Genomic DNA, 12,619 nt, shown 5'->3' on the forward strand with positions numbered 1-12,619 from the left:
CATAAATAAAAGGAAATCGAGTAATATACCGGGTGAAAATATTTCCATGCTTTATCTTTTCGATACTCGCCTAATGAAGCCCATTTGATTTAAACTCTTGCTACGAATCGTTGACAAAAAGCATTCGTAAAACGGATATTAATTATTTTATAATGAATGTAGTTTAAGGTATAATGAGAAAACGTATCGAGGGAAAATATGCGACATTCAGTTCTTTGGATAGATTCGGAGCAGGCAAAAGGATTCGTTTTTACGAAAGATTCGTTCGAAATGAATACAGACTTAGATAGGATTAAGCCGAAACATCATGATAATCATCCGGATAGAATCGATCAGATTCATAATGAGGAAATAAAACATTTCTTCCATGAAGTTTCTCAAAAGCTAGGATCGTCAAGCGACCTACTCATTGCCGGACCCGGCATGGCAAAGAATCATTTCAAATCGTATTTAGAGACCCATATGCCCGAATTGGCTAAGAAAGTGATCGGAGTCGTTACGATGGACCATCCGACTGCTCCCGAAATCATTAAATCCGCCAAGGAATTTTATCACGATCACCATTTGAAGATTTGAAGACCGTTCCGAAATTCCCTTTTCGATAAGATTCCGAAAAGGGATATCTTACTCGAAAGAAGCCGCATTGCAGTCAAAGTTTTAACGCTTTGTTTAAAAATCGATTGAGCGGGAGTAATTGTTCGAAGGATTTTAGACAAAGTTTAACGAAGCGATCGTCTATTACCTCTTTATCGCTAAATTTGCGGATCGCGATGAAACTTTTCAAACGGAGTAAGTCGATATCCGGATGATCTTTCGAAAATCCTTTTGGGGCTGAGTTTAATCGTTCCCCTTTAAGCTCCTTAAATTGATTTTTAAAACTCTTTGCTCCGATTATATTTCTGAGTTCCGTTGAATCCGATGCGATGGCCTTTCGGACGGAAAGTAGAGCAGGAGAGGGCGGGAGATACAATCCCCCGGCTACCATCGATTCTCCCGGAGCAACGTGCACGTAATAACCGGCCGAAACTTCCTTTTTGCCCGCAGTGGCGATCCAAGCCCCGAAATTGGTCTTATACGGTGATTTATCCTTCGCAAATCGCACATCCTTATAGATTCGGAATACGCAGTCTTTCGCGCTTCGATTTCGGATGCTCGAATCGAAAGTATGTATTCCAAGAATCAAATCTTCCACGAATTTGTAAAATTCGTTTAATGAGGAACGATAAACTAATTCATTTTTCTTGAACCAATCCCTATTATTATTCTTGGATAGATTCTTTAAGAAATCCAATATTTGTTTTTGCATGTCCTCTTCTTCTTTTCCTAAATCGAATATTTCCTACGATTTACTAGGATCTTACTATCACAGATCGGTTGATTAGCGAAACCAAAACCGTTCTCCCCTTTGAAAATTAGAGACGCCTTCACGAAATGAATCGCTAGTTACCACGGGGTAGATACCTCTCGCCTCGATTTCTAAAGCCTCCTCCAACGGCCTTCCATATCCGTCTATCGCGGAGGATAAATCCGCCATTAATGCGTCTCTGGGAACGGAGCAAATTTGTTCGGCATAGCGTCTTGCTCTCTCGATGCCTTTTCCCTTAGGAACGATTTCCCATACTAGTCCGATTGCTTGGGCTCTTTCCGCTCGAATTCGTTGGCCGGTGATAATTAAAGGTAAGGCGGATCCGGGTCCTATTAACCAAGGGAGATAGACAGTTCCGCCGTCTGCCAAGGGAACTCCCCAGCGTCGACATGCGACGGAAAACATCGCCTGTTTTTCCGCTATTCGGATATGTCCATGGCAAAATAATTCGAGCCCGCCTGCATACGTATAACCTTGCGAAACCGTTATGACCGGTTTTCGTTGCACGACTCTGGATCCACCCATCGGGCCCGTTGAATTTTTGACCCAATGCCGGATTTCATCGTTTGTGCCGTTGATATCCATCAGCGTTTCCAAAGCGTTTAAATCGGCGCCGGCACAAAACGATTTTTCTCCGTTTCCCCGCAGGATTGCAACCGTCAGATCGGCATCGTCCCTGAATCGTTTCCATGCGGAGAGTAGAAGTTCTGCCGTTTCTCCGTTCACGCAATTATGGACCTCCGGCCGATTGATGATAATTTCGAAAATGTTACCATTTTTTACGGGAAGAACGTTTGTTAGAACGGTTTTTTGACTCATCGGAAATTCTCCAGGACAAAGTTTTGGAAAGTAAACTTTTGATTCGCGCCTAACGATATACGGACCGAAAGTTTGGAAAAGAAGAAAAGAATTCGAAACGTCCAAATAATTTCACCGAATTTCTTGGCAGCGTTGTTCTACTCGATTTCATCGAATCCGGATAAATTTATGACTCATTTGGTTCTAGATTCATATTCGTTCTTGAACCGTTCGTTCCGCACGCTAGACTTTTATCGAAGGAGAGTAAAAATTTCGATGCAGGTCCGAGATTCTACGCTACAAAGTTTTTGTGTAATTTTCCGATTCTTATTTGATAAACGATATGAATGAGCTCCAAATTTTACTAGCGAATGCTTTTCAAAGGAAGAAATGAAACGAACGATTACTTCACGCGATGGTGTCGGGATCACAGCCTCGGTCAGGCAGAAATTCGAATTATACCTTTCACGGGTCGTAACGGAGTTGCCGACTCTTGTTTACGTTAAAAAAGGAACAAAAACGATGCAGCGAGAAGGCGTCGAGTACGTAGTAAGAGCCGGCGAAGCCGTTGCCATTGCCGGTGGTTGGTCTTTTGACGTGGTCAATGCTCCGGAGGAAGGAGAATTCGAAGCTTCTTGGCTGGCGTTTCATCCGGATATAATCAGGCAATTCGGTGAAACGCAATATTCTTCCACGCCGATTGAAATAGCGTTTACGATGAGTTCCCTAAAATCGGGATTTCTAGAGGCTTTCGAACTCGCGATCGAATCCATAACGACCAGTCGAAGTATTCCTACAAGCGTTGCCGCTCATAGAGTCACTGAACTCTTGCTTTGGTTGAGCGAATATGGAAAACGATTTCAAATTTCTTCGCACGCCAAATTAACGCACAGAGTAAGATCGGTGCTTAATTCCGCCCCGGCAAACGATTGGTCGGCCTCGGATATCGCGAGTCAAATGGCGATCAGCGAAGCGACGTTGAGAAGGAAGCTAGCTTTAGAGAGCGTATCTTTTTCCGAATTGTTAATAGACGTGCGAATGTCCCACGCTTTGTCGTTATTACAGTCGACGGATTTATCGATAGGAGAGATCGCCAAGGAAGTCGGATACGAATCCGCGTCTCGCTTTGCGGTTCGATTTAGGGACAGGTTCGGTCATTCTCCCGCGGATTTTCGGAGAAATAAGGGGCAAAATGAGCGGATCGGCACAACCTTTGATCGGGTTTGAAAGCTCCTGCGGTTTTTGAAGAAAATTGGAATGCCAGGTTTTACTCTAACTCTACTCTTTGAATCGCGTTAAGAACTGGGAGGTTTTTATCATGCGATTCGATAGTAAGGTGGTAGCTCTACTTTTTGCGCTTTCCACGAGTTCGGTGTTTGCCGCCGATTTGAAAGTTAGTAGTAGTTCCATTAAAGAAGGCGGAGTCTTAACAAATACTCAAGTTTTCAACGGATTCGGTTGCTCCGGAGACAACGTTTCGCCGGATCTTCATTGGACCGGTGCGCCTAAGGATACCAAATTTTTTGCGGTAACCGTTTATGATCCGGATGCGCCTACCGGAAGCGGTTGGTGGCATTGGGTGGTATTCAATATTCCTGCCGACGTCACGAGTCTAGATTCCAAGGCGGGAAATGAAAAAGGAACTTTACCGAAAGGTGCAATCCAAAGTCGTACCGATTTCGGAAAACCGGGATACGGCGGTCCCTGTCCTCCTGCCGGAGATAAACCTCACAAATATATTTTCAGAGTAATCGCTTTGAAAGATAAGATTCCGCTGGACCAAGACGCTTCGGGTGCCCTAGTGGGATTCTATATCAATTCGATGAAGTTAGCCGATGGGAAACTAACGGCTAAGTACGGAAGAAAATAAGGTAATTTTGAACTTGCATCGGGAGCCTTGTTCCAGACTTCCGATGCGATATTCTTTTAAAAATCGATTTGCCTCAATTTTCACTCGGAGAACTTTTCGTAAGGTAAAAGAATTTTTGGGGAAGAGCGTCGTTGATTACTCCTAGGGTTTTCGGACCCGAGATCGTATCCGCAAAACTAAGTAGCTCTTCGTCACTTCTATAGATCAGGCTCCAATCCATCACTTCCATGATTCCGATTTCATCCGAGTCGGCCGAAAAATTCCCCAAGAAAATTTCTCCGGTCGGATTCAAGAGAGAGTATAAGTGGGAACAGATTTTTTGAGCGGTTCTAGTTTTAATATAATCGAATAATCCTGCCGAATAAATCAAATCCACTTCCGAGTTGGAAACGTATTTTCTAGGATTCGCGGCGAATCTCGAGATTTCCACGTTTAAACAATGGAAGTCCAGTTGCTTCTTGCTTCTGAGTAGAGCGATTCTGATGCCATGCTTCGCTTCGGTGATCGCCCTCGGGTCCTGATCGAGCAGATAAATGCTAAGCTTGTCTAGTAGGGACTGATCCGCGTTTCGAACGAGAGTTACCACTTCCCGGGCAGGGCCGCAGGCCACCGATAGAACGAAAATTCTTCCTTCGGTTTTCTTTAACCTGTCAAGAATCGTCCTGTAAAAGAAATTTTGTCTATGAAAGACCGCTTGCGCCGATTTGAGATTTAAAGTGCACCTGTGTAAGCTTTTCCCCAATAAGTTCGTACCCTCGCTGGTATTTCTATAGATTGCGTCCATCATCTCAAAGTCTCCCGCATAACCGAGCGGTTTAAGCGTAGCTCGTTTAACGAAAGGATCTAAAAATAAAAAGTCTTTTAGCTCCTGACGAATATATTGGAAATTATATTGGATCTCGTTTGGAGGGAGCTCATGGTACAATTCGTTCGACTTTACCTTTAGGAATTCGTAAATCGGAGTCAATAGCGTATAAGTGGCTTTATAGATCTCTTCCTTTAAGTTATATCCGACCGCATACTCATATTCGTTTAGGCTGGATTCCATTTGGGTCAGAAGCGGCAATATGGACTGAATTTTTTCCTTTGCTTGGAATACGATGGAAAGTGATCCGTTATGCGGAGTTTTAGGTTCGTTCGATTCCACCTTATTTTTGATTCCTAAAAGGGAATCATGAACGGAGCGGAATAATTCCAGATGGATGGGTTCGTCAAACTGTACTCCGTATTCCCATCCGGTATCCGTACGTTTTTCCCATCGAATCACTCCGCTTAGTTTTCTGCTATACTGCAAGAGGTCGGTGTAGATGCTCATTTCGAGGGTGGAGCCGATTCTCTCTTCTCCGGGCAGGGATTCCGGGTTATAGATTCGAGTCCCGTGTTTGGATATATCTTTCAGAAACGATTCGATCGTACATTCGCTTCCGTTTAAGGAATGTATTTTGTACTGACAACGATAAGCCGGGATGAAGACCTCTTCTTTAGGGAGTTGCTTTTCGATCGCTTCCGCTATTTGGTTAGACGACGTTTTTTCCATTGTGGGTTTTTAGCCTTCCTAAAAGATTCAGCGCGATAGCATTCTCCGGTTCGTGAGAAAAGACGTCTCTTAATAAAAGTTCCGATCGCTTCGTATCTCCGGTTCTTCTATAAGAATCCGATAATACTATCAGATTGTTGACGTGACTCGGGTTTCGATATCTGAATCGCTCCCCGTATTCGATGGAGTCTTTGTAATTTTTGATCTTATTCAGATTTTTTGCGAGAAAATAAAGGTAGTTCGATTCGATCGGTGAGATTCGGACGATTTCTTTGGCGGCTTGAATCGCTTTGGAAAGATCTCCGTCCTTTAGATTGGCGGAGACGATATGCTTCAGGGAATCCAGAGTTTTTTCGGACGGATGGTCTAGATGGGGCGATGAAAAACTTTCCGAGGATTTACCGTTTCCATTTTGAGCATCGATGCCGATTCGAGAATACTTAGGTTGATACGTTATTTTTAATAGAGATAGATCGTCGATGATATCCCCGGAGTTTTGCAATTCCGAAACGATTCCGTTTATTTCTCCTTTTCCCTTTTCGACTTTATCTAAAAAGAAATTTTCGTCTTCCACCATCGTCTTGGAATTGATTCCCGGATCAAATACCATCAAATCTTCTCTACCGTCCGAACCTAGGATAATCGAATCACCCGGTTCCATTTGGAATAGGCTGACGAATAGTTTACTCTTCAGCTCTAACATTCCGACTTTTCTAAAATACATCTGGGAATCCAAGAAGATCGCTTTTCCATCCCTATATAGAACAGGGAAGGGGTGCTCGGCATTGATATAATATACCAAACCTAACTCTTCGTCCGCAAGGCCGATGACCATCGAGATCATCATCGCTCCGTCAAAGCTTTCGAAGGTCTTTTGAAGCTCGATCACGGCGTTCTTAAGCCATCTTTCCGGATATTGATTCTGCAGGACCTCCATCATTTTGGTTCTTTGAACCATGGCGTGGAAAACGGCGCCGAATACGATCGCACCGCCCGCTCCTTGTAGCGATTTTCCCATCGCGTCGGCATTCACAAAGACAACGTAGGTTTTTCCCTTTAAAGTAATGACGTTGGAAACGCAGATATCTCCCCCTATCTCTTGCTTCCATGTCTTAAAGACGAATTTCTTCTTTTGACTGGTGTAAAATTCTATATGAATCGATTCGCTTTTGGCTAGGTTTAAGCTCAAGGGCTGCAAGACTAGGGAAGTTAAAAAATAATCGCCGTCTTGCTGGGATTTTAGATTGCTGATTAAATCCATTTTCTCGAATTCGGATTTGGTTAACGTGAATTTAAAGTGGGCGATCGTAACCGAGATGATGATCGTCCCCAGCATGAAATATAGATTATTAATGATCGAAATGACCTGGTATTCCTTATCAAAAATCAGGTTCAATATCACGTATTGAACCACGATGATCATACTGTTTAAGCTTCCCTTCAAAGCGTTCCAGGGTAAGAACAGATTTACGGCGATCAAAACTAGGTTTAATCCTGCGTAGTAGGAAGATTCAAAGCCCCCGAGCCGCGTCGTCATAAGAGAGATGATTCCACCGACTACGAACGTAAACACATAGGCATGAATCGCGTTCCAGGGATTCGGATCGGAATATTTCAGAATAATGAATTGGATGAGAACGATGATGCTTGCTACGGCTCTTAGAGTCAGAAAATAAGTTAAGTTCTGATCCAGGTATTCTCTAGGGATGATGAAGTAATCCAAACCGCCAAAGATAGGAACAAGGGTAAAGCCGAGAACGCAAACGATCTGAATCCATTTCTTCTCCAGAGTCCAAACAAATTTCTGGAAACTTTGTTCCTGTGAGAGCATCGGTTCAATCCTTCGGAGAAAGTAAGTTTTGAGTCGGATCTGTCTTTTATTGTCGAGAACAGGACTAACGTTTTGAAAGCGCTCCTTAGGAAGTGTTTCAAAATTTCCGCTATTCTAATCAAGGATATACAATCGTCAATAAATAATTAATGAATGGAAAACAATGTTTTTATTTAAAACGTATGTGTTGATTAGGTGGAGAAAGGTTGATTCAAAAAATTAAAAATGATCGATGAAGGAGCGCCGCACAATGATCATACATTGATTCGAAACCGAACCTACGAAAATATTTCAGGAAATCTAATTTAATCCTGTTCGACGCGAATTTGTAATCTATCAAATTAGTGCGCCGCCCAAGACGGAAGAACCGAAATAAAAGACAAACCGTGAAAGGAATATTTTGTTACTGCGTTCGACACGAGTTAACGGAATCGCAGATCAGTTCCTGCGAAACGGATCGGGAAAATCCCTTGCTTTCCTATCCTTTAAATCGAATCTGTTCGTATGAAATTCTTATCTTTGTTATGCGCAGTGCTCTTTTTATCCTGTTCGGTTACTTCCCATACCGCGTTACAGGTAACGAGAGGAAAACCCGGAACGCTCCAGACCGATACTGTCGGAGAAAAAGGGCCGATCGTATTTCAAAAAGTTCTAGCGGCGGACTGGATGGCGGAAAGATCCGGTTTAATTAACCTAAAAGACCCGAAGGCTAAGGAAGCTAAGCTCGAGTCCGGAAAGGAGCCGATTCAGATTTATTTTTACGTGATCGATCATCCTAAGTTCGGTCGGTATACCATCGATACGGGGATTGCGGATATTTTTCGGAAAGATCCTAAGGAATGGCCGATTTCCTTTCTCATTGCATACGCTATGAATACTAGCGATTTAAAGGTTCATGTGACTGTGGACGAATGGTTAAAAAAGGAGTCCAAGCCCGTCAATGGGATTCTGCTAACCCATCTTCATTTAGACCATATTTTAGGAACCCGCGATTTCCCCGCAGGAACTCCTATCTATACGGGCAAACAGGAATCTACAAAGCGGAATTTCCTGAATTTATTCGTGCAAGGAACTACTGATAAAATTCTGGGACCGTCGCCAGCTCTAGAAGAATTGACTTTTTCGGAATCGGAAGGGAATTCCGCTAGAGTTCTGGATTTCTTCGGGGATCAGTCGCTGTATGTTCTTCAGGTCCCGGGTCATACGACCGGAAGCCTCGCGTTTTTGGTACGGAGCACGACCGGACTCCATCTCATGACCGGAGATACTTGTCACACTCGATGGGGATGGGAACATTCGGTTACACCGGGGGACTTTACCGCCGACCAAGAGAGAAACCGGGAAAGCCTGGATTTTCTAAAGGAAATTGCGGTAAAATTTCCGAAGGTGCATGTGCATCCCGGGCATCAATCCTTGAATACCGATTCTGATATTAAAAAATAGTGATATTTCCTTTAAAAAGAGTCTTGGGATATTCGTTTGCGGAGATTCTTTTTATCGGAGTTTATTTTACCGTATTCGAAACCGACCGGAATTGCCGAATTATCAACCCGGAATGAGGATCGTAAAGGGATTATGATACCGTGTTCCTCATCGCGGCTAGACCTTCTAGGACCTTAATTTTCGGATTATATCCTAAATCTTTTTGAGCCTTATCGATTTTAATCGTACATTCTTTCGCCATAATATCCGTCGCAAAACGCAGTAAAGGCGGTTCACTCTTGATTCCGAATAGATTCCAAATCCCTTCCACGATAAATGCGAGACTTCTCGCTAAGAACGAGGGGACGGAGCCCTTCGGCAAATCGATTCCCTGAGTCTTCATCATCGCGGTAAGGAAGGAGCGAAATGTTTGGTCTTCGTTATCCGTTATAAAATATGCTTCCCCTCCGTTTCCTCGAGTTAAGGCGAGTTCCGTAGCATCTACTAAATTCTGAATATACGTAGTGGAGGTTTTCGCCTTTCCTCCGTCGATCCAAAGAAACTTTCCTTCGGAAACCATTTTTTTTAAGACCGGTAAAACGGATGTATCGCCCGGCCCCCAAACGAGTCTAGGTCTTAACACCAAGGTTTTGAATTCTTTGGCGTTCGCCGCTAAGACTCTTCGTTCGGCCTCCGCTTTTGTTTCGCTATAGAGATAGGGAGTTACTTTCGGATATGGGTAGGTTTCATCGATTTGAATCATATCTTGGCCGTGGAACAGGGCCGCCTCCGTTCCCATATGGATGAAACGTTTTACTCCTACGGCCCTTGCCGCGTCCAGGAGCTGGCTGGTTCCATCCACATTCGCTTCCCAAAAGTCCTTTCGATTTCCCCAAGGACCGACGAAGGCAGCGCAATGAATGACTATGTCGATTCCCCGCAAGGCCTCGGTCGGAATCGCTCCCAGGTTTCCTCGAAAGACCTCTATTCCCGCCTTTTTTAAGATTGCATCGCTCTCTGCGGACCTCGAAAGCGCGAGGATGGAATGGTTTTCTTTTAGTCGTTTTGCGATCGCTCCTCCGACGAAACCGGACGCTCCGGTAATCAATAGTCTCATAGTCTCTCCGTAATATTCATCTTGTCGAATCTTCCGATTTTTACCATTTAGGTTCGGAAATAAAAAAACCGCTTCGGTTCTTGTTCGAACGAATCCTACCGGATTTTTCGGATCTTGTCATCCTGAATCAGGATTTCGGACTGTGGAGGCGGGAAATTTATTCAAGCATAGTAATTGCTCGGAGAATGGATCATGGAATTCTATTATACTATGAATAGAATTCTAGGATTTTCCGTTTTGTTCCGTGCAAGCCTCGCCTGGCTGCTTGCCTTAGGACAAATATTTAAGAACGGAAAAACGTCTATTCATTCCGCTTTTAAACGTTTCACCGGGATGTCGCCGATAGAATACAGGGATTCCCGTTTGAAACGGTAGGATATTTTTTGGATTCGAATCAAGAAGAGAACGGTCTAGGAACGATCGGTATTCAACCAATGCGAGATTTTGCCTATCGCTTCATCCCATTTCTTTTCTTCGGTAAAAAGTCCGGATGAAAGTTGAACGATTTCCATTTCGCTTTTTTGTTTTTTGGGCTCTATAAAGAGTTGTTTGCTTTTTTCTATCCTGGAAAAGTCAAACCCTCCAAAGATTAAAAGCATAGGTATGTCGAGCTCGGATATCTTATTTTTCTCGCCGAATCCGTTCATATCGCCGGAAATCGAAACGATTCCATCCAGTTTCAAACGATTTTCGAGGGCCGCCTTTAAAACGTAAGCCGCCGCATCGTAGGAAACGCAACAAAATAGTTTTAAATTTTTTGTCTTATTATACCCGCGGATCCAGTTTGTGACCGTCAATAATCGATCCTTCAAAAGATTCGTATCCACTTGGTTTAGCGGGATCGATCTTTCTTGGCGGGTCAGGAGACTGTCCAAGGATAAGGTCGCGATACTGTCCGAATGTAATTTATCCCGAAGCCTATGAAAATGCATTCCGGAGCGTGTTCCTAACTTTTCCGCCGCGCCTTCTACGAACAGGGTTAGTTTCGTCGCTCCATCGGGAATGTCGAGATTGGCATCCAAGCTCACAAGATGCACGGGAATTGACAGAGTTGTCGATTCGATTTTTGGTTTAGTCATCGTTACGGACAATCGACCCATCGTGATATTTAATATTACGTCTCCATTAACTTTAATAGGGCTTCTTCGTTCCTAATGGAGATCATATTCTTATCGATTTCTATCCAACCTTTTCCTTTTAGATCGGTTAATGCCCGCACTAACGTTTCCGTTTTGGATCCGATCATGGTTGCCATCACTTCACGGCTGAATTTTACGTTAATTTCGGATCCGTATTTTTCCTTCAGCGATAAGAGGAATTCCGCGAGTTTAGAATGGACTTGTCTGGTTCCCATGGAATAGATTCGATTTTCCGCGGCACGACATTCGGTCGCGATGTACTTGGTGATCGCGGTCTGGAAGGCGAGGTCTTGGCTAAAGGCTTTTTTCATTTCTTCCTTATCGATATATACCGAGACGGTATCTTCCAGGCATTCCGCGGTTTTGTTGTAGTAGTCTTCCGAAATTGCGTCTCTGAGTCCTACCCAACTTTCCGGAGAGTAGATTTTGAGAGTCTGTTGCCTTTGACCGTTGGGCGAATCCTTAAAGGTCCTGACGGTACCTTGGAGAATCAGGTAAAATCCGGTGGTGGGTTTACCCTCGTTGAAGAGGATACTTTTTTTCGGGAATTTAAAGGTACGTTTTCCAAAACGAGGATGCAGAAAGGATTCGTATAAATCCTTTGAGCAAGCAGGAAACGTCGACCAGATGGCCGAGAATGGACTTCTTTCTTCCGTGACTTGGTATGCCAGATCCGATGCCATAGTAAATACCTCGATCTAATTCTTACGGATAGGTATTTAACCCGGATTCGAGCGATAGTCAATGGGGTGGGTGCCATTCGCCGGAACGGACGGGTTTTCGGCGAAACTACAGGGCGAAACGTCTACAAAAGCTCCTTAATTTTGGAGATATATTTTCGCCCGACCGGAAGTTGAGTTTCGTCCTCATCTTTCAGAAAAACGGTGTAATTTCCGGCATTGTCACTTTGCAGCCTGACTAGATATTCCAGGTGAATGATGTATTGTTTGAAGATTCTTAGAAATTTATTAGGAGGAAGTTTGGCCTCCAAGTTTTTGAGGGACTTGTAGGTTACATATTCTTTTTCGTCGGTATGAATAACGCTGAAATTATCTCTGGAGGAAATGTACGCGATATCCTTGTACGGGATTAAGAAATAATTTTCCTTTTCAAGAATAAACAACCCATGTTCGTTAAAGGTGTTGCTCCCCAATTTTCCTTCCCGGCTGATGTATTCCAAGGCTCGATCCACCGCTTTATTGAACCGATCCCTGGAAAACGGTTTTAACAAATAATCCAAGGCGCCGAATTCAAACGCTTCGATTGCCTTATCTCTTAAAGAAGTTATGAATATGATGTAAGGAGTTTTTTCCAGTTTTTCCAGGACTTCCAGACCGGAGAGCTTGGGTAGATTGATGTCCAAAAAGACCAGATCGAACTCGCCGGATTGCAGACTTTCTAACGCTTCCTCCCCGTCTTTTGCGATGCCGGATAGCTTTAATTCCGAACGACCGAGGCAGTAGCTGACGAGCAAATCGCGGGTCGGAGCCTCGTCTTCCACGATTAAGATTTTTAACTCTTTTGTACCGGTTTCCATCT

Annotated in this window: 13 protein-coding genes; 5 read left to right on the forward strand and 8 right to left on the reverse strand. The window is 43.7% G+C overall.

What is annotated here, in order from left to right:
• The first annotated feature begins 198 nt into the window (after positions 1-198).
• Positions 199-576: a hypothetical protein gene (locus LEP1GSC047_RS07610; RefSeq protein ID WP_010410880.1), complete on the forward strand. Its 378-nt coding sequence runs from the start codon at positions 199-201 to the stop codon at positions 574-576.
• A 73-nt stretch (positions 577-649) separates the two neighbouring features.
• Here the strand turns inward: LEP1GSC047_RS07610 and LEP1GSC047_RS07615 are convergent, their stop codons facing one another.
• Both LEP1GSC047_RS07615 and LEP1GSC047_RS07620 read right to left on the reverse strand, forming a co-directional pair.
• Positions 650-1,306 carry a DUF2461 domain-containing protein gene (locus LEP1GSC047_RS07615; protein WP_010410877.1) on the reverse strand — a complete coding sequence of 219 codons (657 nt, stop codon included), beginning with the start codon at positions 1,304-1,306 and terminating at the stop codon, positions 650-652.
• Between the two features lie 72 nt (positions 1,307-1,378).
• Positions 1,379-2,185, reverse strand: coding sequence for an enoyl-CoA hydratase-related protein (locus tag LEP1GSC047_RS07620; RefSeq protein ID WP_039934414.1), 807 nt, complete (start codon positions 2,183-2,185; stop codon positions 1,379-1,381).
• A gap of 369 nt (positions 2,186-2,554) precedes the next feature.
• On the opposite strand from LEP1GSC047_RS07620, the gene LEP1GSC047_RS07630 reads away from it, so the two are divergent.
• Both LEP1GSC047_RS07630 and LEP1GSC047_RS07635 read left to right on the forward strand, forming a co-directional pair.
• The gene (locus tag LEP1GSC047_RS07630; protein ID WP_010410871.1) at positions 2,555-3,391 is read left to right on the forward strand and encodes a helix-turn-helix transcriptional regulator; all 837 of its coding nucleotides are present in this window, start codon (positions 2,555-2,557) and stop codon (positions 3,389-3,391) included.
• A 91-nt stretch (positions 3,392-3,482) separates the two neighbouring features.
• On the forward strand, positions 3,483-4,034 hold the full coding sequence (locus LEP1GSC047_RS07635; protein WP_010410868.1) for a YbhB/YbcL family Raf kinase inhibitor-like protein: 552 nt from the start codon (positions 3,483-3,485) through the stop codon (positions 4,032-4,034).
• 73 nt (positions 4,035-4,107) lie between these two features.
• Here the strand turns inward: LEP1GSC047_RS07635 and LEP1GSC047_RS07640 are convergent, their stop codons facing one another.
• Both LEP1GSC047_RS07640 and LEP1GSC047_RS07645 read right to left on the reverse strand, forming a co-directional pair.
• On the reverse strand, positions 4,108-5,571 hold the full coding sequence (locus tag LEP1GSC047_RS07640) for a PilZ domain-containing protein (RefSeq protein ID WP_010410861.1): 1,464 nt from the start codon (positions 5,569-5,571) through the stop codon (positions 4,108-4,110).
• Entirely contained in the window at positions 5,552-7,402 is a 1,851-nt protein-coding gene (locus tag LEP1GSC047_RS07645; RefSeq protein ID WP_010410858.1) for a PP2C family protein-serine/threonine phosphatase, read from the reverse strand. Before LEP1GSC047_RS07645 ends, LEP1GSC047_RS07640 begins: the two co-directional genes overlap by 20 nt.
• Before the next feature lie 504 nt (positions 7,403-7,906).
• Between LEP1GSC047_RS07645 and LEP1GSC047_RS07650 the strand changes: the two genes are divergently transcribed.
• Entirely contained in the window at positions 7,907-8,845 is a 939-nt protein-coding gene (locus tag LEP1GSC047_RS07650) for an MBL fold metallo-hydrolase (RefSeq protein ID WP_010410856.1), read from the forward strand.
• A 130-nt stretch (positions 8,846-8,975) separates the two neighbouring features.
• Here the strand turns inward: LEP1GSC047_RS07650 and LEP1GSC047_RS07655 are convergent, their stop codons facing one another.
• The gene (locus tag LEP1GSC047_RS07655) at positions 8,976-9,941 is read right to left on the reverse strand and encodes an NAD-dependent epimerase/dehydratase family protein (protein ID WP_010410852.1); all 966 of its coding nucleotides are present in this window, start codon (positions 9,939-9,941) and stop codon (positions 8,976-8,978) included.
• Between the two features lie 192 nt (positions 9,942-10,133).
• Here LEP1GSC047_RS07655 and LEP1GSC047_RS22115 point away from each other — a divergent pair, with 192 nt between their 5' ends.
• Positions 10,134-10,316: a hypothetical protein gene (locus tag LEP1GSC047_RS22115; RefSeq protein WP_020988320.1), complete on the forward strand. Its 183-nt coding sequence runs from the start codon at positions 10,134-10,136 to the stop codon at positions 10,314-10,316.
• Positions 10,317-10,351: 35 nt separating this feature from the next.
• Here the strand turns inward: LEP1GSC047_RS22115 and LEP1GSC047_RS07665 are convergent, their stop codons facing one another.
• The 3 genes from LEP1GSC047_RS07665 to LEP1GSC047_RS07675 form a co-directional block, all read right to left on the reverse strand.
• The gene (locus LEP1GSC047_RS07665; protein ID WP_039934415.1) at positions 10,352-11,020 is read right to left on the reverse strand and encodes a hypothetical protein; all 669 of its coding nucleotides are present in this window, start codon (positions 11,018-11,020) and stop codon (positions 10,352-10,354) included.
• Positions 11,021-11,055: 35 nt separating this feature from the next.
• Positions 11,056-11,763, reverse strand: a complete 708-nt coding sequence (locus LEP1GSC047_RS07670; RefSeq protein WP_010410842.1) for a Crp/Fnr family transcriptional regulator — start codon at positions 11,761-11,763, stop codon at positions 11,056-11,058.
• Positions 11,764-11,885: 122 nt separating this feature from the next.
• Complete coding sequence (locus LEP1GSC047_RS07675; protein WP_010410838.1) at positions 11,886-12,617, reverse strand: LytR/AlgR family response regulator transcription factor; 732 nt, start codon at positions 12,615-12,617, stop codon at positions 11,886-11,888.
• Between the last annotated feature and the right edge of the window lie 2 nt (positions 12,618-12,619).

This window comes from Leptospira inadai serovar Lyme str. 10 (assembly GCF_000243675.2).
GTDB classification, from domain to species: Bacteria; Spirochaetota; Leptospiria; order Leptospirales; family Leptospiraceae; genus Leptospira_B; species Leptospira_B inadai.

Coding starts and splice junctions, on each gene's coding strand:
- LEP1GSC047_RS07610 (WP_010410880.1), top strand. CDS start 199: ATGCGACATTCAGTTCTTTGGATAGATTCGGAGCAGGCAAAAGGATTC.
- LEP1GSC047_RS07615 (WP_010410877.1), bottom strand. CDS start 1,306: ATGCAAAAACAAATATTGGATTTCTTAAAGAATCTATCCAAGAATAAT.
- LEP1GSC047_RS07620 (WP_039934414.1), bottom strand. CDS start 2,185: ATGAGTCAAAAAACCGTTCTAACAAACGTTCTTCCCGTAAAAAATGGT.
- LEP1GSC047_RS07630 (WP_010410871.1), top strand. CDS start 2,555: ATGAAACGAACGATTACTTCACGCGATGGTGTCGGGATCACAGCCTCG.
- LEP1GSC047_RS07635 (WP_010410868.1), top strand. CDS start 3,483: ATGCGATTCGATAGTAAGGTGGTAGCTCTACTTTTTGCGCTTTCCACG.
- LEP1GSC047_RS07640 (WP_010410861.1), bottom strand. CDS start 5,571: ATGGAAAAAACGTCGTCTAACCAAATAGCGGAAGCGATCGAAAAGCAA.
- LEP1GSC047_RS07645 (WP_010410858.1), bottom strand. CDS start 7,402: ATGCTCTCACAGGAACAAAGTTTCCAGAAATTTGTTTGGACTCTGGAG.
- LEP1GSC047_RS07650 (WP_010410856.1), top strand. CDS start 7,907: ATGAAATTCTTATCTTTGTTATGCGCAGTGCTCTTTTTATCCTGTTCG.
- LEP1GSC047_RS07655 (WP_010410852.1), bottom strand. CDS start 9,941: ATGAGACTATTGATTACCGGAGCGTCCGGTTTCGTCGGAGGAGCGATC.
- LEP1GSC047_RS22115 (WP_020988320.1), top strand. CDS start 10,134: ATGGAATTCTATTATACTATGAATAGAATTCTAGGATTTTCCGTTTTG.
- LEP1GSC047_RS07665 (WP_039934415.1), bottom strand. CDS start 11,020: ATGACTAAACCAAAAATCGAATCGACAACTCTGTCAATTCCCGTGCAT.
- LEP1GSC047_RS07670 (WP_010410842.1), bottom strand. CDS start 11,763: ATGGCATCGGATCTGGCATACCAAGTCACGGAAGAAAGAAGTCCATTC.
- LEP1GSC047_RS07675 (WP_010410838.1), bottom strand. CDS start 12,617: ATGGAAACCGGTACAAAAGAGTTAAAAATCTTAATCGTGGAAGACGAG.